Annotated in this window: 22 protein-coding genes and 1 pseudogene; 9 read left to right on the forward strand and 14 right to left on the reverse strand. The window is 43.4% G+C overall.

The window, feature by feature from the left end:
• The first annotated feature begins 126 nt into the window (after window positions 1-126).
• Window positions 127-399, forward strand: a complete 273-nt coding sequence (locus tag ACMAZD_RS07040) for a helix-turn-helix domain-containing protein (protein ID WP_435249063.1) — start codon at window positions 127-129, stop codon at window positions 397-399.
• A 451-nt stretch (window positions 400-850) separates the two neighbouring features.
• The gene (locus ACMAZD_RS07045) at window positions 851-1,123 is read left to right on the forward strand and encodes a helix-turn-helix domain-containing protein (protein ID WP_150895868.1); all 273 of its coding nucleotides are present in this window, start codon (window positions 851-853) and stop codon (window positions 1,121-1,123) included.
• Between the two features lie 462 nt (window positions 1,124-1,585).
• Here ACMAZD_RS07045 and ACMAZD_RS07050 read toward each other — a convergent pair whose 3' ends face one another.
• The 4 genes from ACMAZD_RS07050 to rplY form a co-directional block, all read right to left on the reverse strand.
• Window positions 1,586-2,185 carry a hypothetical protein gene (locus ACMAZD_RS07050; RefSeq protein ID WP_435249064.1) on the reverse strand — a complete coding sequence of 200 codons (600 nt, stop codon included), beginning with the start codon at window positions 2,183-2,185 and terminating at the stop codon, window positions 1,586-1,588.
• Between the two features lies 1 nt (window position 2,186).
• The gene (locus ACMAZD_RS07055) at window positions 2,187-2,492 is read right to left on the reverse strand and encodes a hypothetical protein (RefSeq protein ID WP_435249065.1); all 306 of its coding nucleotides are present in this window, start codon (window positions 2,490-2,492) and stop codon (window positions 2,187-2,189) included.
• Window positions 2,493-2,918: 426 nt separating this feature from the next.
• Window positions 2,919-3,326: a UPF0158 family protein gene (locus tag ACMAZD_RS07060; RefSeq protein WP_435249066.1), complete on the reverse strand. Its 408-nt coding sequence runs from the start codon at window positions 3,324-3,326 to the stop codon at window positions 2,919-2,921.
• 777 nt (window positions 3,327-4,103) lie between these two features.
• Window positions 4,104-4,382: a 50S ribosomal protein L25 gene (rplY, locus tag ACMAZD_RS07065; protein ID WP_009847093.1), complete on the reverse strand. Its 279-nt coding sequence runs from the start codon at window positions 4,380-4,382 to the stop codon at window positions 4,104-4,106.
• 369 nt (window positions 4,383-4,751) lie between these two features.
• Between rplY and ACMAZD_RS07070 the strand changes: the two genes are divergently transcribed.
• Together ACMAZD_RS07070 and ACMAZD_RS07075 are read left to right on the forward strand one after the other, a co-directional pair.
• Window positions 4,752-5,480, forward strand: coding sequence for a glycosyltransferase family 2 protein (locus ACMAZD_RS07070; RefSeq protein WP_435249067.1), 729 nt, complete (start codon window positions 4,752-4,754; stop codon window positions 5,478-5,480).
• 113 nt (window positions 5,481-5,593) lie between these two features.
• Window positions 5,594-5,989: pseudogene (locus tag ACMAZD_RS07075) on the forward strand (LssY C-terminal domain-containing protein); the annotation flags it as partial.
• A gap of 7 nt (window positions 5,990-5,996) precedes the next feature.
• Here the strand turns inward: ACMAZD_RS07075 and ACMAZD_RS07080 are convergent.
• The 6 genes from ACMAZD_RS07080 to ACMAZD_RS07105 are packed head-to-tail and all read right to left on the reverse strand — an operon-like array spanning window position 5,997 to window position 10,870.
• Window positions 5,997-7,175, reverse strand: a complete 1,179-nt coding sequence (locus ACMAZD_RS07080) for a tetratricopeptide repeat protein (RefSeq protein ID WP_435249068.1) — start codon at window positions 7,173-7,175, stop codon at window positions 5,997-5,999.
• Between the two features lie 23 nt (window positions 7,176-7,198).
• A complete protein-coding gene (locus ACMAZD_RS07085) occupies window positions 7,199-7,837 on the reverse strand; it encodes an energy transducer TonB (RefSeq protein WP_435249069.1) in 639 nt (212 codons plus the stop codon).
• Window positions 7,809-8,216 (reverse strand): ExbD/TolR family protein, encoded by a 408-nt coding sequence (locus tag ACMAZD_RS07090; protein ID WP_435249070.1) that lies wholly within the window; start codon window positions 8,214-8,216, stop codon window positions 7,809-7,811. The genes ACMAZD_RS07085 and ACMAZD_RS07090 overlap by 29 nt, the downstream gene beginning before the upstream one ends.
• On the reverse strand, window positions 8,206-8,718 hold the full coding sequence (locus ACMAZD_RS07095; protein ID WP_435249071.1) for a MotA/TolQ/ExbB proton channel family protein: 513 nt from the start codon (window positions 8,716-8,718) through the stop codon (window positions 8,206-8,208). Before ACMAZD_RS07095 ends, ACMAZD_RS07090 begins: the two co-directional genes overlap by 11 nt.
• Window positions 8,718-10,124, reverse strand: coding sequence for a MotA/TolQ/ExbB proton channel family protein (locus tag ACMAZD_RS07100; protein ID WP_435249072.1), 1,407 nt, complete (start codon window positions 10,122-10,124; stop codon window positions 8,718-8,720). The genes ACMAZD_RS07095 and ACMAZD_RS07100 overlap by 1 nt, the downstream gene beginning before the upstream one ends.
• Window positions 10,125-10,126: 2 nt before the next feature.
• The gene (locus ACMAZD_RS07105; protein WP_435249073.1) at window positions 10,127-10,870 is read right to left on the reverse strand and encodes a DUF3450 domain-containing protein; all 744 of its coding nucleotides are present in this window, start codon (window positions 10,868-10,870) and stop codon (window positions 10,127-10,129) included.
• A gap of 515 nt (window positions 10,871-11,385) precedes the next feature.
• Here ACMAZD_RS07105 and ACMAZD_RS07110 point away from each other — a divergent pair.
• The 4 genes from ACMAZD_RS07110 to ACMAZD_RS07125 all read left to right on the forward strand — a co-directional run bounded on the left by ACMAZD_RS07110 (window position 11,386) and on the right by ACMAZD_RS07125 (window position 18,895).
• Complete coding sequence (locus ACMAZD_RS07110) at window positions 11,386-13,716, forward strand: TonB-dependent receptor plug domain-containing protein (RefSeq protein WP_435249074.1); 2,331 nt, start codon at window positions 11,386-11,388, stop codon at window positions 13,714-13,716.
• 77 nt (window positions 13,717-13,793) lie between these two features.
• The gene (locus ACMAZD_RS07115; protein ID WP_435249075.1) at window positions 13,794-15,497 is read left to right on the forward strand and encodes an ABC transporter ATP-binding protein/permease; all 1,704 of its coding nucleotides are present in this window, start codon (window positions 13,794-13,796) and stop codon (window positions 15,495-15,497) included.
• Window positions 15,494-18,316, forward strand: coding sequence for an insulinase family protein (locus ACMAZD_RS07120; protein ID WP_435249076.1), 2,823 nt, complete (start codon window positions 15,494-15,496; stop codon window positions 18,314-18,316). The genes ACMAZD_RS07115 and ACMAZD_RS07120 overlap by 4 nt, the downstream gene beginning before the upstream one ends.
• A 99-nt stretch (window positions 18,317-18,415) precedes the next feature.
• A complete protein-coding gene (locus tag ACMAZD_RS07125) occupies window positions 18,416-18,895 on the forward strand; it encodes a hypothetical protein (RefSeq protein ID WP_435249077.1) in 480 nt (159 codons plus the stop codon).
• Between the two features lie 73 nt (window positions 18,896-18,968).
• Here the strand turns inward: ACMAZD_RS07125 and ACMAZD_RS07130 are convergent, their stop codons facing one another.
• The 4 genes from ACMAZD_RS07130 to ACMAZD_RS07145 all read right to left on the reverse strand — a co-directional run bounded on the left by ACMAZD_RS07130 (window position 18,969) and on the right by ACMAZD_RS07145 (window position 23,525).
• Entirely contained in the window at window positions 18,969-20,315 is a 1,347-nt protein-coding gene (locus ACMAZD_RS07130; RefSeq protein WP_435249078.1) for an ATP-binding protein, read from the reverse strand.
• Window positions 20,316-20,456: 141 nt separating this feature from the next.
• A complete protein-coding gene (locus ACMAZD_RS07135) occupies window positions 20,457-21,116 on the reverse strand; it encodes a response regulator transcription factor (RefSeq protein WP_435249079.1) in 660 nt (219 codons plus the stop codon).
• Window positions 21,117-21,204: 88 nt separating this feature from the next.
• Window positions 21,205-21,603, reverse strand: coding sequence for a PepSY domain-containing protein (locus ACMAZD_RS07140; RefSeq protein WP_435249080.1), 399 nt, complete (start codon window positions 21,601-21,603; stop codon window positions 21,205-21,207).
• Window positions 21,604-21,782: 179 nt separating this feature from the next.
• Window positions 21,783-23,525: a DEAD/DEAH box helicase gene (locus ACMAZD_RS07145; RefSeq protein ID WP_435249081.1), complete on the reverse strand. Its 1,743-nt coding sequence runs from the start codon at window positions 23,523-23,525 to the stop codon at window positions 21,783-21,785.
• 97 nt (window positions 23,526-23,622) lie between these two features.
• Between ACMAZD_RS07145 and rsuA the strand changes: the two genes are divergently transcribed.
• Window positions 23,623-24,318 carry a 16S rRNA pseudouridine(516) synthase RsuA gene (gene rsuA / locus ACMAZD_RS07150; RefSeq protein ID WP_435249082.1) on the forward strand — a complete coding sequence of 232 codons (696 nt, stop codon included), beginning with the start codon at window positions 23,623-23,625 and terminating at the stop codon, window positions 24,316-24,318.
• The last annotated feature ends 107 nt before the right edge of the window (window positions 24,319-24,425 follow it).

The raw sequence follows: 24,425 nt of genomic DNA on the forward strand, positions 1-24,425 counted from the left end.
CAGTGAGTCTGAAGCAAAGTTCTCACTGATAGAAAGCTAGGGGAAAGTGCATGCCAAGAAAATTTGCGTTAAACTTGGTTTACTCAACAAACAATGCCAATCTTGCCAGTGCCTAATCTAACAAATATGAATGACCATCTATCTCCTATCAATAAGAACCAAATCCAAAAGCTTCTCCGAGAAGAATTAGCGCCGACGTGGTTTGATAGTAAATCAGAGACACCTGATATGTCTTGGGTAACACCAACGGTACTTGATGTATTATTTTCCGAGTTGATAACGCACACACGCGGTAACCAATCAAAGGCGGCAAGAATTTTGGGTGTCAACAGAGGTAACTTTAGTAAAAAATTAAACCAGATTATAAGCCGAGAATTTGATAGTCATGAGGCACAGTAAGTATCACGCCTATTGGTACTCTGCGGATGGTGCAGAGCTTGAGCAATCGCCACTTCCCTTGAAGCGCTCCATGGCGGCCTCCTTAGTTCTCGCTTCCAGAATCACTGGCGGTAATATAATTCAATTGCAGAGGAGCCACCATTGGGCTCTTTTAGAAGTCAACGAACATACTCGACTATTAGTTGCGAGATAAGCTTTACGAATGATGCCTTTAGCTTCTTCATCTGCTCAGATTTGAAACTGATTTTTGGACATTTATCTGCCAGCGCTTTTGCTAAATTAGCAAACTACGAATAACCACAAGTATGGCAAAGTATGTTTCCAGCAGTAAGTCTGAAACAAAGATCACACTGAAAGGAAGCTAGGGTAAAGTGCAGACCAAGAAGATTTACGTTAAACTCGGTTTACTCAACAACCAATGCTAATCTTGCCAGTGCCTAATCTAACAAATATGAATGACCACCTATCTCCTATCAATAAGAACCAAATCCAAAAGCTTATCCGAGAAGAATTAGCACCGACGTGGTTTGATAGTAAATCAGCGACACCAGATATGTCTTGGGTAACACCAACGGTACTTGATGTATTATTTTCTGAGTTGATAACGCACACACGCGGTAACCAATCAAAGGCGGCAAGAATTTTGGGTGTCAACAGAGGCAACTTCAGTAAAAAATTAAACCAGATTATAAGCCGAGAATTTGATAGTCATGAGGCAAAGTAAATATCACGCCTATTGGTACTCTGCGGATGGTGCCGAGCTTGAGAAGCCGCCACTTGCCTTGAAGAGGTCCATGACGGCCTCCTTAGTTCTCGCTTCGAGAATCACTGGCGGTAATATAATTAAATTGCAGAGGAGTCACCATTGGGCTCTTTTAGAAGTCGACGAATATACCCGACTATTAGTCGCTCGATAGGTTTTAATACTGATGCCTTTCGCTTCTGCATCTGCTTAGATTTGTACGACAGAATCGCTCGATCATCACAGTGCCAGAACTGGTTGGCCTGACACGATCTTGGACAGGAATCAGTTAGACCTTATGCTCTAAAGCATCTACTTCGGATAAATTTAGATTGGGGAAAACGAGGTCGACGGCTTTGATGTTCGAGGTATTGGCTGCTAACGCAGCCAAATCAGAGGTATAACCGTATAGTAGAAAGAAAAGTTCATGCCTGTTATGTCATTCTACGAAAATGCAGCCGCCAAATTTTTTAACTCACTGAGGTGGCGAGGAATTTTAGGTTGTACAATATCCTCATTAATTTTTAGAATTAGAGATTTAAATACTTCAGTATTATTCTTCAAGCCTTGTGTTTTCATAAGACTATCAATTTCATCTAAACTGTTCTGGTTAAGTTTTAAAGATAGTCTTTTTGATGCCTTTGCTTTCGCAATATCCGCGCTAAGTAAGCTGCCTAAACTTTCAGCAGAATAACGTCCGCTACTCAATGCGTGTAAATAATACAAAACAAGTGGCTTGTTAAAATTTTCTGTCAAGCTTGGTTCAATTATTTGAGATGCCACGGTAAGGATATCTAAGTAATGTGCGGGAACTCTTACATCAACAGGAATTTTCACCTTATTGTATTCGGCCTTCACTTTAGCGGTTGACTGTTTAGGAATACTAACCACTTCATTACAACTATCGCATACGCCAGCAAGCACATTTTTCACTGTACCCGAGTTATCGCTAAAATCTATATCACGCAGAGCGTAAGTCGCATGTGACAAACCACATTTAGGGCAAACTACTTGTCGTTTATCACCCTCTTTTACAATTTTCATCTCAGACCCCACTTTCATGAACGCTTATAAACATTACATCTGGTTCAACGAAATAGAATTTCACATACCATTGCTTACCATCTTTAAATGGTTTGAATACATGTACATCCACTGTATGGGCTTGGTGATGAGGACTAACATCATACTCATTACCTCTTGTAGCTTTAATCAACCCCACAACAAACTCATCAGTCAGTTGACCGCATTGAAAGAGATTCTTCACATCAATATTGTGTCTAACCTCATGATCGTAATCACCATTTTCAATACACTCAATGACCCTTTTCTTTACTTTATTAAATCCCATATTTGTCCGTAATATTATGTACGAAAACGATCGTACAGTCAATTATTGTACGATCGTTTTCGTACGGATCTTTCATTGCGTAAACTGTGTTTAAAGGAGGTGAAGTCAACTTCTTCCCCCTTTAGGGCTGTTATTTCGCATCTAAGCAACACCAAAATCTATTTTAATCATCTGTTTTTAATAGGATATCATCTTTCTCCACCAAAATGACGAACGAGAAAATACGAAAAAGGGGGGGATTTTCTACACACCTCACGTTTAGCATAAGGAAATCTATGGAAAGCTCTCGATGTGGGAGTGAGTGGTTTTACTTTCGCCAACACTAAATGGGGCACAATTTACTTATATAGAGGCTCGGGCTTGTCCAACACTTGGGGTTTAACGTTAGCTACGCAACGCTTAATCCTTATTTGTTATGTACTAGCCCTAATACTTGATATTGTTATCGTCACACCAATCTTTAAGAGCCTGACGCACTGCTAGACTTTGGAACTCATACCATTGATCCAGCGCACCGATTTGCTCAATGTGCGTTCGAAACCTTGAGAATGCTCCTTTGCGACTAAAGTACTGAGATACGATCTCATATTCTTCAGGGTATCTAGTAGAAATAAAGTCTAGTGCTGTAGATCGGCCTAAACCAAGTTCTTGTTTACTAGGCAGACAACAGTACTGTTCGTTTGAATAGAGGTCTTCTGGCAGGTCTTCCTCTACACCATCACCCACGTAATAAATTTTTCCTGAAACAGTATCAAAATATGCCTCTGCGCCAAAACTAGGATCGCCGGAGGCAAACTCTACCGCAAGCTCCAATTCATCAAAGTTGATATTCATTTGTACTCCTAGCTCACATAGACACATAACGCTTTATCGACGGATTTTTTCCGCAATTATATGCTACCAATGGTAACGCTAATTATATTCCCGTTCAATTTCAAGCCCGTATTGCCTAGCGACTAGGATGCGAACATCAGAAGTTGCCGAAAGTTTCCGTAGTATAACTCCGGCGGCTTCGAATCAATACGATTTCCAACCTATACGCTCCCAAATTGAGCATGGTCTTATCCTAATTTATCGGATTAGATTTAATAGGGAAAACGCTCGCCCCCAAAATGAGTAGATTATTTGTTCTAACAAGGTTTGGGGCATTTTTGATTTACGGCCATTGTTTGCTTGATGTGTTTGCTTGAGCTCTTGAACAAATTTTGGCTAGAGCAACTGGTGAGAAAAACCTGTTTAGAAAACGTAAGTAACGGTCGTATAGAAGTGGGGGAGAAGGTGTGATTGATAAAATAAGAGAGTTGGTTTTTTGATCAAAATGAGAGGCTCAGAAGAAGACATTTTTAAGAGAAAAATGGGCTTTTCAAACTACTGTATAATGACACCTCAATGACACCCAAAAAAAGTAAGGTTATTATTTTTAAAGGTATAAAGGCTTTATTTTCAATGCTTTAAAGTGGGTATGGGCGCTTTTTGAGGACTCAGAAACGGTGAAACCCCGATGTTGGTAGCATCGGGGTTTCGAATTTCTAGATTTCTCGACTGGTAAGATCGATTATCTTTTCTATGCAGAAGGCTTGGAATTATCCAATCTTATTCCTTGGTAGGGAATTAGATACGGATGAAGTCCATGTGCTCAACTTTAGGCTTGAACGCGTGACGTTGAACGTCTTGCGGCTTAACCTTAACTTCTGCGCCGTCAATCACTAGAGTGATTGTTTCGTAGAATTCAGGCTTATCCATTTGGTTGATCACGTCAGCGTGAACAAGTTCGATAGCTACAGCTGCTGCTTCGCCACCGTAGATTACAGCTGGGAATTTACCAGCGTGACGTAGGCGGCGGCTCGCACCTTTACCTAGTTCAGTACGTACTACTGCTTCAAATTTCATAGTTTTACTCTCAAATTAGTAAAAATTAACTTCACATCTCAATGCGACCTTGAGTATGTGGTAAAGCTTAGGCATAAACGAGTTCATGCTTAAGCGAGCGCGGATACTAACATCACATTCAAATCTGAGCAAGTCAGAAGCCCGTCTCAAAGTGAATTTCCTTCGATAAATGATTTGTTTGGAGATAAAACGTTCACTAACTCTTATCTACTCCATTTATCTCCTTTTACATTGCCAATCTTATCTTATTTATAGTGCTGCTAAATCATCAAGTTAATGAACGGAAAGTGAATGTTCGCCTAAGACTTGGTTAAGGCTTGGTTAGTTATTCTTAATGCTAATCAAACAGCAGAATGAATAGGTGAAGTTATGGAACCAGTAAGCATTGTCGTTATTACATTGAACGAAGAGAAACGAATTGGGCGCTTGATGGAAGAGTTGAGTGTGCAAACCCACCAAGAGTTCGAAGTGATTGTCGTCGACTCCAATAGTGAAGATAACACCAGAGAAGTCGCTCAAGCTTATGAAAGTGCATTACCAGAACTGACCGTGCATCACATGGAAGACCGTGGTGTGAGTTTAGGCCGAAACACTGGCGCTTCTTTGGCTAAGCATTCGAGAATCCTATTCCTAGATGCCGATGTCAGTTTGCCTCGAAACTTTCTTGCAAAAGCACTCTATGAGCTTGATGAAAGAAAGTTGGAAGTGGCTGGCGTATACATGAGTTCTAAGGGGTTACCTTTGGTGCATAAATTAGGTTACGGGCTGTTCAACGCAGGTTTGCTTACGACGCAATACTTTTTCCCTACAGCGGTTGGTGCTTGTATTTTCTCGACCAAACGAGTGCACCAAGAGATGGGTGGTTTTGATGAAGCTATCGTCCTTTGTGAAGATTGTGATTACGTGAAAAGAGCCAGCAAGACTTGGCGTTTTCGCTTCCTTAACATGACTTTTGGATTTGACCCGAGAAGGCTTGACCAAGATGGGATTATGAAAACGGGTATGACGTATTTGAAAGCCAATGTACGACGCTTTTTCTCTGGTGAGATGCGTAACAATGAAATGAAATACAAGTTCGGACACTATGACGAGCAATAAGCGTTGGGGTTGAAATGTTTGAAGGAATAGGACTTTTCTTCGGGGCTTTAGGTGATGCGTTGATTGGCCCCAACTTGTTTGTGCCCGGTGAGCCCTTTTTTATCGCAGCAGGCTATCAAGCGTATTCAGGGGCTTGGTCTGCGCTGGTGTCTGACCTGTATTGGCGTAATCAACCATAAGACATGGCGTTCCAACTGCCGGGAAACTTGATGAAAAGAAGCCACATACGCTGGTGGAATGCTGGGCTAGACAGCAACAGCAATCAACCCAAGTGGTTAGGAGCAATCAGTTACGATGATGGTTTAAAAGTGACACCGTATTCTGGGATTGTCACCATACTTCATAAGATCGAACCGAATGTAGATGAGGAGCGTGATAGGTTAGAATTACAAGTTCGGCAGAATCTTCCGCAAGTATCGATAGAGCATCACCCCTTGGCGCAAGTAGAGGTTCTAAACGATGATCATGATTACTTTACCGATGGCAATATATTAGTGATTGGAGAATGAAACCCCTTTAGCTAGCATCGCTTAGATACTCAATTTGAGCCAGCCATTGCTGAGCTGAGCGATCAAGCTTGCCGCCAACCAGAGTTGTAAATATAGGTTTTGCCAGGTCGTATTGACTCAACTCGAAATGAGCTATCGCTTTTAACAGTTTCCACCTTGGGTTATCGGGCTGCTGTTTGATTTGTTGATCTAAAAGCGCGATAGCTTTGTCCCACTGTTGCTCGTTGTAACTCAGTTGAATCTTGGTCGCGAGTTGAGTGTTGCTTGGTAACAAATTAAGCAGCTGCAGAGCTTGTTCACGCTGACGAGATTTAAGTAGTGCATGTAGCTTCAGTTTGTTGAATTTATCTTGGTACTGAGCGGACGGGCGATGTTCCCCCAATGTTTGATAGGCATTTGCAGGTGCGTCTTGACTTAATTGTAGCTGTGCCAAGAGTAGTCTTTGTGGTTCATTCAGTTGGTTTAGCTCTCTGACTACTGAAAGCGCAGCAATAGCGCGAGCCGGCTCCTTAAAATAAAGGCTAGACTGAGCTAAGCGCGCCCAAAACTTCACTTCATGTGGGTAGAGGTGAGTAACTTTGAGCAGTGTCTCTCGCTCTTTTTCATACGCGTTCAAACGTTGATAGCTTGCTAATAAAAGCTGGTAGCGCTGCTTTGTTGCATTAAGTTCAATCGCTGTTTCTATCGCCTCTACACTAGCTGGCCATTTCTCAATTTGAAAAGCACTGTGCGCAGCCAGGGTATAAACCTCAGCTTGTAATGTGTTAGGTAGTTTTGATTGCTCAGCACTTGATAATGATGCTCGTGTTAAGCTCCAGTCGTTAAAACGAGATAGGGCGTCTAAATGGCGGCCATTCTGGTAATTTAGTTGAACCGCAAGGCGCAGTAACTGTTCTTGATTGGCTATGTTTTCAGTTAACACTAACAGTTCATTGGTTCTGTCTAGCGCGCATTGGAGTTCTTCAAGCTTCAAACACGCTTGCAAATAAAGGCTTTTGGTGAGCTCTAACGTCTCTTTGTTGTCACCCAGATGGTTGTGATGAAAACGTTCAAATGCTTGGATATTAATATCATCATGTTCTAGAAATTGGCTTAGCTGTTGGTAACGTTCAAAGGTTTGAATCTCGACCCGAGCGTAAGTAGCAGCGCTCACTAGCATAGCCAGAAGTAGCGTAACTATTTTCATCCTTTAATCTTCCAAATTGTAGTTTACAGTGACTTGTTGCCATTGCTCGCCCGATTGTGGCGGCACAAATTTCCAGCGCATAACGGAACGTAGCGAGGAGCGCAAGAACACCCGGGAGGTGACTCTTCTACAACCTTATGTTGCATAGCCTCACCTTGCTGGTTGATCAGCAATGAAAAGGTAATATGACCTTCAATGCCATTACGTTTCGCTTTGGCCGGGTATTTGGGCGGAATTTGGTAAGTCGGCTTCGCCATTACGACTTGAGAGCGGAACTGACTCCCTTGTTGTATACCTTCGCCCGAAAATGAAAAATCAAAGTTGAGATGAACATCTAACTCATCACTTGGTTTAAAGGTAACCTCCGGCAGGGTCACTAAGCTCTCGATATCGGGTATCTCAAAGTTAACTAGGGCAGGGCGACTCGGCGCAGAATTGGGGGCGCTGGTTGCAACGATAGGCTTTATCGTTTCTGGCTCTTGTGGTTTTTTCTGAGAAGTAATGGTTTGAACGTATGTCAGGTAGGCAGAGCTATCTCGCGTCAACGTTGGCGTTGAAACAAGCAGGTGCAGGACCAAAACCAAGATTAGATTGATGCCCACAGCCAATCCCAGAATACTGAGTTGCTTGGGTTTACTGGTCTTGGGTAGCGATAGCAACATTGGTAAGCCCTGATAAACGTAGTGTATCGATAACCGAAATAAGAGTGCCGGTGTCTAAAGAGCGGTCGGCATTAACGATGGCATTAGTGGTCTGTTTTTCAGTGATATGAGCTTTAACTTGGAATTGAAGTTGACTAAGGTTTAAGGTCTGCCCGTTAAACCAGATGTTTTTTTCACGATCGACACTCACAGTCAGAGTTTCCGATTGTGGTGTGAGAGTCGAACTGGATGCGCTAGGCCGATCAACGCTCAAGGTCGACTCTTTTTGAAAGTTGGCCGATAAGATGAAAAAGATCAGAAGGATAAACACCACGTCAATCAATGGTGTTAGGTCAACTTGAGGTGAATCTTCTCTGTCAGTGAAGGGTTTAATTTTCATCGGTTTTCCATTGTTTGATGCAGAGTGCTAATAGCTTTTGTTGTTGTCGCTTTAGGTTATAGGCTAAGTACATGCCAGATATGGCGGCGAGTAAGCCTGCCAGAGTGGTCAACATGGCTTGGCTGATACCATTAGAAACGGCGTTCAACACATCTTCATTGTTTAGCTGTTCAAAACACTCCATCATGCCATCGACAGTACCCAGCAAACCGAGCATAGGAAGAATGCGAACACAGAGCCTGATTTCGTTTAACCCTAGATTCAGGTGCTGATTAACTTGGCTAATCCAACCTTGTTGAAGGTGCTTTTGCTCAATGCTGGTGATGCTTGAGTATTGACTACTCACGTGGTGAATCTGCGAGTCTAAGTCCAGCTGCTTCAGACTGTTAAAACGAAAATAGCACTGGACGATTAACCCCCACATGACCAAAGACACCAAACCAATAGCCCACATAATGGGGTGGTCCATAGGTAAGCGTGCATTTAAGATTTGCTCTAGCATTACGCTTGTTTACCGTATCGGATGTCTACGACTAAGCTGGTTACTTGGTGCTCCAAAATCTCCGAAAGCTGTTGTGCTTGTGTCTTAACTAGGCAGTGCAAAATTAATAGAGGAATGGCGACAAGCAACCCTAATTTTGTGGTCAATAACGCTTCAGCAATACCACCTGAAAGCAGTTCACCATCAGTAACACCTTGCGATGTGATGACACTAAATGTTTCGATCATTCCACCAACGGTACCTAAAAGTCCCATTAATGGTGCTATTGCTGCCAAAACTGCCAATGTCCCGATGCCTTTGTTTAACCATGGCATCTCGCGGCTAATGTTGGCGTCAATAACATCTTCTATTTGTTGGTCTGTGGTACATCCCTTAAGTTGAAGAAGTACACGACCTAACATGTTCTGTTCGGATAGTTCGCTGAGCTTTAAGGCTTGGTGCTTCACTGCTTTTTTCTCTTTGGTTACGCTGAATAAGCGTGCTAAACCGATAGAAAAACCGATCACAGCAAGAAGAGCGATGAGTAAGCCAATAATGCCGGCAGGTAAGTAAGCCTCATACCATTTAGGTTGCTTGGCGTTGGCCAAGAAGCCAAAACCAAAGGCCGGGTCGATCAACCATTGCTCTTTGCTATGAGCTAATTGAGGTTGTGGGAAGAGCTGAATCCACAATTGACGAGCACCATCAAAACTAAGCCAACCATAGCCTTCAGCGAACTGGCTAAATGCCCCAACTTGTTGAATTGAAGCTTGTTTGATCTCTCCATTTGGCAGCAATACCTCGCCCACGTGCTCCCTTGGTTCACTCGATGCCGAGATTTGTTGAATCATCGCTATCCAGAGTTGATGGATGGTTGCGATACTGAAGTCATTTTCATCGACGGGTTGTGGTTCTTTCACTTTTGCCCAAGTTGCTAAAGGACGATTGTTTGAGAGGAAATTTCTCTGTTGAGCGGAAGTGAGATCAATGACCTCAACAATGTCAAATTTAGCCGCTTTCACCTGTTTCTGTTTATCCTGCAGCTTTTGCTGTAACTGAAGAATCTGTTCCTCTAATTGAGCATTGCGATTGTTGAGTGCTTGCAGTTTAGTTTGCTGTACGGCAACTTGCGCATTAGTTTCAGTGAGTTGTTCTTTCTTGCGAACCTTAAGCTCTTGGTAGCGCTGAATATCGGCTTGGCTAGCTTTCTCAACACGTTCAAAAATGGATTGCAGTGAATCACGGTTTACTGGTTGCACAGAATTCTCACTTGCCGAAACGGATGTACGAGCCGGATCGTCTGAAGCATGGGATTGGCTAGCGTTGAATATTGTCGCTAGGCTGACCATCAACATCACGCTGCAATGAGATCTCCAATGGCTGTTATTCATCATGGAAGTGCCGCTGTTAGCTCTTAGATTTTTCATGATTATTGCGCCTTTGGAAGTGTGAGCAGCGGGTAAGTATCGCCGCTATTCAGTGCAGTGATAGCCTGGATGACCTGTTCGGTTTGTTCGCTTGAAAGTGTTGCCCACAACTGTTGTTTCGGACGCCACACACCAGCCAGTGATGCATCAAGTGATAGGTAGTAGTAACCCAAACGTCCAACCCTTAAATATTGAACTTCTTGATCAGCTGTTAACCTGCCAAACCAAGTTTTTACTTCAGTGCCGAATTGGATTTCCGTTTGATAGGCAATCAAGATTCGTTCGAGCTTTTCAGCATCGCTCAGTTGAGGATCGATCAAGTTGTTGTTTAATTGGTTGATTCGTTTTAGTCGCGCTTGTTTATCGAAAGGGAGGTCTGACAATACAAGTTCTGTCAATGTCTCAGTCATTTGCTCTAGTAGTGGGTACAAGTTGACATTAGTTTGGCGGATGTTATCCATCTCAACATCTAGCCCATCAATCACGTTCTGTAGTTGAATCAGTTGATTAGTAAGTTGCTCTTGATAGCGGCTTTGTAACCTTATTTCATGATCTAGGGCTCTTGCTGTTTCACGTTGTAACTGAGTTTGGTCGTCGATCGATTCAATACGCTTTTGGATAGAAGAAGAAGACTCAATATGGTGCACCTGTTCTTTGATTTTCTGGTTAGTGATTGATTCTGCAAATGCGTTATTTTGCAGACATAATGAGCATATCGCTAAGAGTGTAAAACGGAATTCAATCATCAGTATGAGCGCTTGTTTGGGTTGGTGATATTCGGTTAGGCAATCAAAAATGATGGGGAATGATAATTGTTTTTATTTGTATGTGAAGCTTTATTTTTCATGCTACATATGAAGGACTACGTTAAAAATTTGATTAATAAGTAATTTTATTATTATTGTCGATTACTTTGTCTTTGCTAATTATCGGATCGCATAATATTTCACCGTTTTTCATTTTATCGATTGCGTTAACAAAAGTGTATTTTATCTCAAATTGTTTTGTTAATAACTTGTGATGGTGAAATTCAATATCGACATATTATTCCAAATGACATTTATTCTCACTAAGGCTTTCAGCTAAAGGCTTCTATAAGGTTTGGGTATAATTTATAACATTAATGAATGTTACATTTTTATTACTTAAAAGGAGGCGTTGGTAGATTATCCTACAGTTATTGGTGGTCGGTGAGGGATTTACTTGTTGAATGTCTTATTGATAGTATTAATGATAATTATTATCACCTAGACCTTTTGACATGCACCCTTTTAATAAAACTCTTCTTGCAGCGACTATTGCGTCGCTCTGTTCTGTGTCTAGCGTTTACGCAGAAACAGAAAAACCATCTGAGGCTGAAGCCGAACTTAGCGTTAATGTTACTGACACTAGAGACGGTGAGCTTTCAACAAAGCAAACTCTGGATGCAGATGACATCAAAGATACCCCTTCTTCAAACGGTAACTTAACCGACTACCTAAAAGACAACCCAAATGTACGATTTGCTGGCGGTGATTTAAATGGCATGCAAGGAGGCGAAATTAAGCCGAGCTCGATCTCGATTAATGGTGCAGATCCTGAGCAAACTGCATATTTAATTAACGGAATTAACATCAACAACGACATCGATCCAGCTGGTGCACTTCTTGATGGTACCATGGCGGTTAATCCGAATAATAGTTCTGAGCAAGCGTATTATTTTGACGCTAATTTTTTGAGTGGTATCACAGCTTATACTAGTGATATTCCTGCACAGTTTGGTGGCTTTACTGGTGGTGCAGTTAACGCTGAAACTCGCCACTACAGTGGCGAAAACCGCGTTAAGTTGCGTTATCGAGGTACACGTTCTGATTGGGCTTCGGTTTATATTGATGACAGTGTTAAGGCAGCCGCGGAAGCTACGGTACCAGATGGCTCTGATACACCGTATCAGCCGAAATATAAAAAGAACTTCTTTAGCCTGATGGCAGAGCAATCTATCACTGACAATATTGGTATGGTGATTGGCTTTAGTCGAAGAGATTCAGATATCAAGCAGACACGTTTGCTTAATCCGACAGGAAAGAGGGATGTTGAAGATCATACCCGTCGTTCAGACAATTTCTTAGCAAACTTCAACTGGGTTCCTGATACAACTCGCTCGCTAGAGTTCGGTTTGCGTTTGTCTGATTACAGCGAAGGCAAGTACTACGATACGAATACAGAAGGCGATGTATCAGATACACACCTTGCTTACGGGTCTACCATTAAGTGGACTCAAAGATTAGGTTCGGGTTCATTTTCTGCAACAGCAGCGTACGACAAGTTTAAAGATGAGCGTGACTCTTCTTCGAATGAAGCTAACGTTTATATAGAGTTTGATCCGTCATTCGAATATTACGAAGGTGGATATGGCGATAGTGACATGACGCAGCAAAACATCAATCTGATGTTAACGTATGACTTTGATCGTGTTGAACTTGGTCCAACGTCTCATATGTTCTCTGTGGGTGCAGACTACCGTAAAACAGATTACGAGTTTAATCGTGATAGCGATGTGACAGTTAATACCACAATGACTTGGGGTGGGGCTGAGTTCGGAAAAACAGTAAACACCATAAATGCAGGAAGTGTGGACACGGGTCACCAAGATTACGTTGCATATATCGAAGATCAAATTCAAATTGGTAATCTAAAACTTCGACCTGGTGTTCGTGTCGATCGCGATGACTTCTTAGATAATACGAATGTTGCGTATCGTTTCGCTTCGTCATTACAGGTCGCTCGTGACACAAATGTTAGCTTTGGTATGAACCGCTACTATGGTCGCTCGTTCGGGAGCATGAAATTAGCGGGTGAAATAATGGAGCTAAATGAAGATACTACTCGTGACTTCGCATCAATTGAAAACTTGAAAACGCCTTATTCTGATGAGATCTCGCTAGGTGTTACACAGAATGTGTCGAACTTTGTTCTTTCTGCTCATTATGTAGGTCGTAAATACGAGGACAGAATTAAAGCCAAGGAGATAGGAGGTGTCGTTACTTACAGAAATACAGAAAGTTACAACGTCAATGTTTATACCATTCAGGCATCAAACATTAAACCATGGGTATTAGGCCCAACATACTGGACAACGACCCTTGCGGCCGACTGGACAACAACAGATGCATCAAACCTAGGCACTGGCTATAACGCAAATGAACTTATTTACCTTGATGGAAAACTGATGACCCGCGCAGAAGCGCAGGAAGAAGTAAACAGCAGTGGTGAAGAATGGATAGTACGCCTTGGCCTTGATATGGAAGTACCAAACTACAACATCGCGTGGTCAAACAAAGTCTACATAAAAGCACCAGTGAAAGACACGGAATATTCAACGGATGCAGCTGACGGTACAGAGATGTACTACACCTATGAGCATGGTACGCATACGCAGTGGGATACACGAGTCCGCTACCAACCTAGTTTCTATGGCACTCATTCTGCTTACGTACAAGTTGATGTTCTTAACGTGCTAGATAATGTGCGCCAAAAGAGTATCAGATCAAGTAGTAACTTAAGCTTCTCCCCAGGCCGTGAACTCTGGCTTGAGCTAGGTTACGAATTCTAATAATCACATTTCTTTTGTTTTGGTAAAAGGTAACCAGTGGCTTTGGCTACTGGTTGCCTTGTCGTTTTTGGTGAAATATGTCTAACCCATCCCCCTTGTCTCTAAAAGACAAATCCTTCCTTTCTCAAGTATGGTCGCTAGCACATCCATACTGGCGTAGCGACGAGAAGCGTATCGCTTGGCTGCTGTTAGGGCTTGTAGTCGGATTGAATTATCTGATCGTTGAAGTCGCAGTGCTTTACAGTAACTGGAACCGCGACTTTTTCAATTTAATGCAGAATGAAGAGTGGAATAACTTCTGGAATATGCTCGGTCAGTTCGTATTGATCATGGTGGTCTACACAGTGATTGATTTGGCAGAGGAATATCTGAGAAGGACGCTTCGCATCCGCTGGCGTCGTTGGCTTACCCATACTTTTCTGCAAAAGTGGTTGGGTGGTAAACGTCTATATCGTCATCAATTGAGTTATCCAGATAGCGATAACCCAGACCAGCGTATCTCGCAAGATGTTAAAGATTTCTGTGACAAAACACTGTCGATGGGCTTAGGTCTACTGCGCACAATCACAAGCTTGTTCTCATTTGTTGTGATTCTATGGAACCTGTCTGGCAGCCTTACTTTTGAGTTTGCGGGCAGTGAATGGGTCATTCCGGGTTACATGGTATGGGTGGCTATCGTGTACTCAATCATCGGTACATGGCTGACGCATAAAATTGCAAAGCGTTTAGTGCCATTGAACTTTGAACAAGAGAAAAGTGAAGCAGATTTTCGTTTCCACTTGATGCGAGTTCGTGAACACGCGGAATCTATTGCGCTACAACGTGGTGAATCAGCAGAAAACCATCGAACACAAAGTCTCTTCGGCAAGGTTTGGGATAACTGGCAGCAACTTACTGGCATGAAGCTAAAATACGGCGCATTTACCAGTGGCTACAATGAAGTTGCTCGTATCTTCCCATACTTAGTGGCGTCTCCACGGCTAATGAGTGGTGCGTTGCAGCTTGGCGACATGATGCAAACTGCGACCGGGTTTTATCGTGTTCAAGAAGCCTTCAGTTGGTTCGTCGATTCTTATGAGTCACTTGCTGATTGGCGTGCCGTGACCGACCGTTTAATTACGTTCCATACTCAATTAGAAGTACTGCCGGCAGCGAATGTTATGCCGCATTCGAACCAACCTGAGTGGCGCGATCTCAATTTGTATTCACCGGAACAGCAACCATTACTTTCTGAACAGAGTGGTGCGATTTCGCAGAGTATCACCATCAAAGGTGTGTCGGGTGGCGGTAAGAGTACTTTCATTCGCTCGTTGGCGGGCTTGTGGCCATACCAAAATGGCGAAGTGAGCATGCCTGATGATAGCGAGTGTATGTTCATTCCTCAGAAGCCATATTTGCCGAATGCGAGTTTACGCGACATCTTGTTATACCCAAACGGTGAGTCTACATCTGATTCAGATTTAGTGGACGCATTAACGCTTGCTGGAGTAAGTAAGTTTGGTGACAAGCTCGACTTTATCAGTAACTGGCAGCAGAGTGTGTCAGGTGGCGAGCTGCAAAAAATCATGTTGGCTCGTAGCTTGGTTCAAAAGCCGCAATGGTTGTTCTTAGATGAAGCAATGTCTGCACTTGATCCTGAGAGCTATCGTTCGATCAGAGAGATCATGGCGCAGCAGCTTCCAGATACACATGTTGTTGAGGTTTCTCATCGCGAAACACACGAAGAAGACCAGAATCAGATCACCTTATGTACTCAAACACAGTCATTTAAATATTCATGAAGATTAACAAGATACTGATCTTGGCAAGTGCCGCACTTTTGGGTGCTTGTCAGGTAACAACTCCAACAAACAGTGAAGATACATCCTTAGATCTAGCGCAGACATTAAGCTTTGATAGTAATGTCGAAGTCGGCAAGATCGAGAATGGTCTTAGCTACTATATTGCTGAAAACACCAACCCAGAATCGAGAGTTTATGTTCGTTTGGTTGTTAATGCGGGTTCAATGAACGAGGGCGATGACCAACGAGGTGTTGCTCATATCGTTGAACACATGGCGTTTAATGGTACTGAGCACTATCCGGGTAACGACGTGATTAAGGTACTCGAAGAGGCGGGAATGAAGTTTGGTGTGGATATTAATGCATTCACCGACTTTGAAAATACCGTTTATACCTTGAACTTGCCAAGTAATGATCCCGAGACGCTTGAGTTAGTCATGGATATTCTTTCCGATTGGGCGAGCAATGTGACTATGCTGAAGGGCGACCTTGACGCTGAGCGTGGCATCGTGCTTGAAGAGTGGCGTGCTCGCTTAGGCCCAATGTTGCGATTGGGTGATAAGAAAAGTGCGCTCGAAATGGCGGGTTCACGTTATGTCACTCGCGATCCAATTGGTGACCCGCATACGATTCAAAATGTATCCAAGTATCGTGTCGCGGATTTCTACAACAGATGGTATCGCCCAGATAACATGTCTGTCGTAGTGGTCGGCGATGTTCAAACGGAGCAGGTTAAACAGCTGATCACCCAGAAAATGGGAGATGCAAATGCACCTGAATCTGAACTTGAGAAGATCGATTACAGCATTCCTCTCGTGGATGGTTGGCGCAGCGAAGTGGTCTCTGAAGAGGGGTATTCATCCCCTTCGGTTGAAGTGAGCTTTTTTTCAACTTTTGAGCCTGACTTAAGCTATGCACGCTATCAACAAGATCTTGCTCATCAAATTGCTACACGCTTAATCAATGTGCGCTTGCAACGTTGGGAGCAAGATGAAGATAACGTGGTTAACGCCGCGAACTTCTACTCATCAAATGTCGGCAGAGAAACAACGCAGGCCGTGTTTTCTCTACAGCTAGTCGAGGGTGAGTACCAACAAGCAACACAAGGACTGTTCCAGTTTGTCGCTCAGTTGGCGCAACAAGGTTTTTCTGAGGCCGAAGTTAATGGAGAGATTAGCCGGTTACAAGGTGTTATCGAAAGAGGTCAAGACAAGAAGAACTACAGTATTGATCTTGCAGGAGATTTGATGGTTGCTGCGGCAAGTGGTCAGATTCTGGTAAGTAAAGATCAAGCTTATGAGCTGAATATGTACTTTCTGGACCGTATGACATTGCAGCAGGTAAACGAGGCATTTCTCGATATCATTGAGCCTCAATCTCGCTTGGTTCTGCTAACTCAACCTACCGACGAGCGTAAGCCAAAACTTGCATCTGAATGGGTGGAGAGTGAGTGGCAAATGAGTATGCGCACTAAGCAGCAACCCTGGGTCGTCGATGATAGCAACGCTGTACTACCTGTGGTCAATCCAAAACCAGGCACGCTCAAGCAAGAGAAAAAATGGGCAGAGCACCGTATTGCGGAATACCGATTGAGCAATGGCAGCAAACTGGTTTACCGCTATAGCGATAGTAATCCGGGCCAAGTGCACTTTAAAGCGCTCACTGAAGGTGGACTTCGTTCTATTCCGCAGAGTGACTATGAAGCGCTGAGAACTGCTGTAAGTCTCGTCGATGATACTGGTGTTGGTGAGGTGTCTCAGGCTGAGATTCAGACCATCTTTCGAGGCAACCCAGTAGTAATGACGACATTGGTTGGCGATTATCAACAGGGTTTTTCAGGTTGGGCAAAAACCGACAGCTTTGAAAAAATGCTCAAGCTATTTCATTTGAAACTGGCGTCGAGTCCGGTATCAGAGAAATCTTTGAAAGAGTATCAAGTTGAGATGGAACAGCGCTTAAATGGAAGCCAGTTCGATGGTGCGGATCGCTTTGTGCGTAAAGTATCTGAGCTACGTTTCCCTGGAATCCCAACCGTGTATAGCGATAATGGCGAACAAGCTCCAAGCTACACTACGGAGAAGCTAAGCGAGGTGTATCAAACGTACATCGCGGGTGAAACCGACTACACCTATTTTGTTGTCGGGGATATTTCTAACAGCCAAATCGAAGAACTTGCGGCGCGCTACTTGTCTTCAATTGAAGTAAAAGAGGCAAGCCGGTCTTTCTACGATCTGAAAGCCTTTTCACCTAAGGTGCGCTATAGCGCGGATGATTCGAAAGAGCCAAGAGCTGAAGTCGAGATTTATTTAACTCAAGACTCTCAATGGCGACCAGATAATGCGTATTACTTGGAGTTAAGTGGTGAGTTAGTTCAAGAACAACTGCGACTAAAACTTCGTGAACAAGCGTCAGGCGTATATGGGGTAGCAAGTTGGTTCTGGCAAGACGTATATAGTCCACAAGCAGAAGGACGTATCATGTTTACCTGTGCGCCAGAGCGAGTTGATGAACTGATATCACTGACACACTCAGTGTTGAGATCCGTGGCAAAACAAGGCGCAGATGAACAGGTACTGGAGAACAAGTTGGTGCAACGCGATGACCAAATTGATCGCTACTTGCGCTCTGATTTGGGGATGCTGAACGCAATGGAACAGTCTTACTTGCTAACGGATAGCCCGCGTTTGATTCAGGCTCAACGCAAAGCTAATAGTGAGGCAACAAAATTAAAAGTGGATGCCATTATGAGCCAATTTCTTATCGAGGCCGAGCGCTTTGAAGCGGTTCTTAAGCCAAAGGCGTTACCTCTAACTCAGTAATTAATATAAGCCACGGACTTACGCCTAGAGCATTTTTGAACAGAAGATAATTTGCGAAAATGAAAGGCCGTTTACCGTGGCTTTGTTATGGGAAATAGTATGAAAAAACAGATTATGGTGAGCTTGTTGTGGATGTTGACTTTTAATGTCTCTGCAGGTCTAGAGTTGACCGATACTTACCAAGATTGGGAGCATTACGAGTCAAAAAGTTTTGATACTGGTGAGGCGGTTATACTTGGTGTATCGAGTGTTAAAAGCAAAGGTGGCGTTGAAACTGTCGCATTACGCTGTACAACGGAAGGTGTTAACTTACTGTTCTTTAATGGTCTATTGAGAGAGGAATTGGGCTATCCGGCGAAAGCGGTATTAAATGATGGTACAACAACATTTACGATGGATGTTTGGATTAAAGGAAAGACCCACTGGGCGACCGTGCCGGTCGAACTGCTAGAATCGTTTTACGCCGCAGAGTCATTGGAAGTAGAACTTCAAGGTGATGATCCAAAAGCAGAAGCAGTGACGATATCCCTGAAAGGTTTTAAAACAATGTATCAGATGTTACTGCCAAGCTGTAAATAGGACTGCGTTAAAGGCAACGAATTAAGATAAGCATACCAAGATGATTGCTATGCTTATCTACATCTACTTACGTTTAGCTTTGAGAAAGTTGCAATACGAGCGTTGCTTTCAGCCCTCCCATAGAGCTTTTTTCAAGTGTGAGCTGCCCGCGATAGCTATGCGCCATCTCGTTAACGATATTGAGTCCTAAACCAGTACCCGGTGTGGTTTCATCTAAGCGCACACCGCGTTTGACTACTTGGCTCATTTTCTCTGCTGGAATACCCGGACCGTCATCTTCAATAATCAATTTTATTTGACCTTCATTAAGTTTATTCGAGTAAACACGAATAATGCTGCCTGCCCACTTGTAGCTGTTTTCGAGCAGGTTGCCGACCATCTCATCAAGGTCGGTTTTTTCTACCGCGACCTCAAGTTCGGAATCCAACTCGTTGATCATGGTGACATCGTTAGCCGCGTAAACCTTATCAAATGCCATCGCGATAGCTTCGACGCGCTCACAAGGCGATGATTTTACTGAAAGGATGTTCATCGCCCCCGCCATGCGTGCACGGCCAAGGTGGTAATCGATTTGACTTTGAATTTGATGGATCGGTTGCTGTAACAGTTTCTTCTCGTTGTCTGGCAGCATTTCGATTTCGTTTTTCAGAACCGATAACGGTGTTTTCAACGCATGAGATAAGTTGCCCGCGTGGTTACGAGCTCTTTCCAACAACTCTTGGTAATGGAAGAGTAGGGCATTTAGGTCAGAGACTAAGGGAGATACCTCTTTTGGGTAGTTATCGCTTAATCCTTGTTGTTCGCCATTTCTCAGCATCACTAGTTCACGCTGCATTTTGCTCAATGGCAATAGCGACCAGCTGACTTGAATACCAATCAACATCAGTACGCCAACAAACAATAGCATCAGAATTAACCATACTTGGCTGGTCAGCTCGGTAAGGGTCGATTCTAATGGATCTTCATCAATACCTATGGTGATCGTGATAGGGTCGGTGAGCTCGGGCAGGTAGATATCTTGCTCAATATAAATGAGCTTCTCTTTTTCTGGGCCTGTAATGGAAGTATGGATAGGAGATCGCTTAATCGTGAGGTCTTTATCCCAAAGAGAGCGAGATCGAATGGTCTGGTCTTGAGTCGCAGCGCGCCAATAAATACCACTGTAGGGCTGGTTGAACCTAGGATCAGACAAGCGCTCTGCCATGAGCAGATTACCACTGTTATTGGTTTCGATATTGGCTGTGAGCTCGTCCATAGTCAGGGAAAGCTGCTGCTTCATGTCATCGACCAAGTAGTCGTTTACCAGCTTTGGTATCCCGACACCTGCCGCTAATATCATCGCACCTAGCCAAAAAGCCGCAGCAAGGAGCAAGCGGCTTTTTAGGCTGATGTTTCTAAGTGTTCGTTTCTTTAGATTCATGCATTTCCAGCCTGCCTTTGCCCATCGTAATTTGATTGTATTTCGATGATCAGTACAGGCTGTCCACTTAATGGGTGAGTGTGCTTGGTTGATGATTGCTATTAGCTTAATTAACTAATTTAAGTTTAATTAAATACAGCACTATTCAGCGTTGAGTTGGTAGCCAAGGCCACGAACGGTTTTGATGATCTTCGGTGCGATTTTCTTACGAATACGGCCAATGAAAACCTCCACAGTATTAGAGTCACGGTCGAAGTCTTGTTTGTAGATATGTTCCACTAATTCTGTACGCGAGATAACCTTATTTTGGTTATGCATGAAGTAAGCTACAACTTTGTATTCCAATGCCGTTAGGCTTACCGCTTGACCTTGCCAGAGTACTTTAGAACTGCGAGTGTCTAGGCTTAGGTCACCAATTTGTTGAATAGGCGCAGCACTGCCTGACGCTCGGCGTAATTGCGCACGAATACGAGCAATCAGCTCAACCATTTCGAACGGCTTTGTTAGGTAATCATCTGCGCCGGCGTTCAAGCCTTCTACACGCTGAGTAAGCGTGTCACGCGCACTTAAGATAACGACTGGCGTATTGATGTTTTCGTCTCGAATGCCTTTCAACACGGTTAAGCCATCCAGCTTGGGTAAGCCTAGGTCGAGAACGATGGCATCCCACTCTTCCGATGTTGCACGGTAGAGTGCGTCGATACCATCTTGAGAAAGCTCTGGAACCCAGTCGGCCCCCTCAAGGGTCTCTATAATTTGTTGGCCCAAGCGAGGCTCGTCTTCAACGACTAAAATTTTCATAATGGTTCTTCTTAATTCTTGTAATGACGGTTCGCGGTGCTTAATTGCTCGTAGTGATTAGGGCGTGTCTTTAAAGTTGCGCCCTTAATTATTCGTCGTGTTTAATTGCGTCTTTAAAGTTTCGGCCTTTAATCATGAGCATCTCTAACGTTTCTGCATTGTATTCGACTTTGATGATGTTGTTTTGGTAATTAATTTTTAGTTCATAAACCCAAATATCATCGTCTTCTTCTAGTTCTACTTTAATGATTCGACCATGAATATCGTTCTCAACGGCCGCATACATTTCTGAGAAAGGGCGAATATAGCCTTCGCGTACGGCTTCGTAGACTTCGTCTTGATCTTCTTCAAATTCGATACGAGTTCCTGCTTTATGAACATCTTGCACTAAGTCATGACCATTATGATGTGAGTCGGCCCATGCACCAGCAGAAACAAATAAGCCAAAGCTTATAGAAAACAAAGAAATCATAGCTTTACTAAACATAGCGAATCCTAGAGAAGGTTGATAGCGTTCAGTATAAAAAAGTAATTCTGAACAGAAAGTGAACCTGATTAATAATGAGAATTTGATACCTAAAAACTTTCCTTTAGTAGCAGAAAGCTTGATCAATGAAAATTAACTTCCGAGTGGTAAGAGCGTAATACTTATCTTTATTCTTAACCTTAACGCTGCTGTAGTTCGTCTTCGAATATCTTGTCTCTCATTTTCCAAAAGCGTCCCACTTTACGCGCAATCACGAATTGAGGTGGGCGGAATCGATGTTGGTGAGCAACCACTTTGCTTGGTGAAGCTTCTTCAAATGGTCGGTGACGGTCGGCAAGGTGAGGGCGAACAAACTGATCCTTGAAGTTCTGCTTCTGTTTCTTGGTGGTTAATGACCAGAACTCATGCACTTGTGCTTGGTTTTCACCTCGGTAGGTGACCTTAAGTTGCGACTTACCTTTGTCGTCTTTAAGAACGTTAAGATCCATTTCTAAACACTCAAATACCAACGCATCTTTCAGGTTTAACGCTTCTTTCAGCTTTTTATCGGGGTCAACTAAGGTGGCATCACACTCATGACAAATACGCGCGGCGATGTCGTTGTCAGCGCCGCATTCACCGCAAAACTTAGCGCGAAAACGATAGTTACAGTGCTCGCGCGCTCCTGTGTCTTCATCGGTAAAGTAGCCTTGGCATTTGCGGCCAAAGTGTTCAAGTAAGAAGCCATTACTGTCTAGCTTGCCCCAAAAGTTATTATTGAAACCGCAAGCAGGACAGGGAATGGTGATGATCTCACTGTCGGAGTCGGGTTTTGGATCGCCCACTTCAGGTTGATAAAGGTCGTAACTGTTGCCGGCATAGTCGAGCACCAAACACTCTTTTTTACCTGGAGACAAACGTAAGCCACGGCCAACGATTTGTTGATACAAGCTGATGGACTCTGTCGGGCGTAAAATCGCGATTAAATCGACATGTGGCGCATCAAAACCTGTGGTTAATACCGATACGTTGACCAAGAACTTGATTTTGCGTTCTTTGAAATCACTGATGATTTGGTCACGTTCAAGTGTTGGTGTGTCACCGATTACAATTGATGATTTACCTTCCGGTAGTAAGCCAAGGATCTCTTGTGCGTGTCTAACGGTCGCAGCAAATACCATGATACCTAGTTTGTCTTTGGCCAGTTCAATGATCTGATCGACAATTTGTGGGGTAGCGCGTTTAGACTGCTCGATCACCATATCGAGTTCGGCTTCTTTATAACGACCAGTACTAGCTGGCTTCAGCTGTGAAAAGTCATAGCTCAATACGGGCGCATCGATCATGCGTGCTGGTGTGAGAAAGCCTTCATCCAACAAATAACGAATTGGAAGTTCGAAGATGCAGTCTCTGAAAAAACGAGGCTCTTCAGAACGAACTTGACCACGTGTGTGATATTGGTAAAGCCACCCCATACCAAGACGATAAGGCGTCGCGGTCAATCCAAGCACCTTTATGCCCGAATTATTTTCACGTAAGTGAGTGATCACTTTTTGGTAGCTACTGGTCTTTTCATCCGGCACGCGGTGGCATTCGTCGATAACCAATAACGAAAATTGATTGGAGAATGAGTCGAGATTTCGAACCACCGATTGAACCGAAGCAAACACCACTTGTTGGTCGGTCTCTTTTCGCCCTAAACCTGCGGAGAAAATCGAACCTTTTAGCCCATAACCTTCATACTTTTCATGGTTTTGCTCAACCAACTCTTTTACGTGTGCAAGGACTAGAACACGACCTTTAGCAAGCCTTGCTAGTTCTGCAATCACCAGGCTTTTCCCTGCGCCTGTAGGCAACACAAGAACAGCCGGTGTTTGGTGTTTTCTGAAGTAATGAATCACTGATTTTACTGAGTCAGCTTGGTACGGGCGGAGTGTATACATATCGTGTCTTGTAAGATGAAAAACAAATAGTGTGAAATAGCTCAACTAATTGAGCAAAGGTGACTATAATAACCGACTTAGATTAGTTGAGGTATTCATGCGTTTAGATAAATTTCTGTGCGATGCGTTAGGCGTCACTCGAAGAGAAGCAACACACTTATTAAAATCAAAAGCAGTGACAGTTAATGATGTCATTCAAAAAAGCGGCTCACTCAAGGTAACTGAAGAGTGCGTTGTGGAATGGCAAGGCAATGAACTGAATGTTCACGGCCCACGTTACATCATGCTTTACAAGCCAGAAGGCTTTGTTTGTTCGCATGAAGATGGCTCAAATCGCACTGCGTTTGAATTGCTTGATGAAATCAAAATGGACAAGCTGCACTTTGCAGGTCGTCTCGATGTGGACACGACTGGTCTTGTCTTAATGACTGACGACGGTAAGTGGTCTCACCGTATTACATCTCCAAAGCACAAGTGCGAAAAAACATACCGTGTATGGCTTGTTGAGCCTGTTGAAGCGGACTATGTTGAAAAATTCCAAGAGGGCATCCAGCTTAAGAGCGAAGATGGCCTAACACTTCCAGCACACCTTGAAGTACGTGCGGAGCGTGAAGTGTTGCTAACGATTCACGAAGGCAAATACCACCAAGTAAAACGCATGTTTGCAGCTCTTGGTAACAAGGTAGAAGCACTACACCGTGAACGTATTGGTGAAATCGAGATGGACGAATCTTTAGAGTTGGGTGAATACCGTTACCTAACACAAGAAGAAGTCGACTCTATCTGGAAGTAATCTTTTCTACCGTAGATGTGGCCGACCAAGGATAACGTCGGCTGATTATTTTGACTGGTACTAGGACAGTTTCAGCCATTATTACTATATGTTCATGTATGTGTGCG

Source organism: Vibrio sp. nBUS_14 (assembly GCF_051201655.1).
Classification (GTDB): domain Bacteria; phylum Pseudomonadota; class Gammaproteobacteria; order Enterobacterales; family Vibrionaceae; genus Vibrio.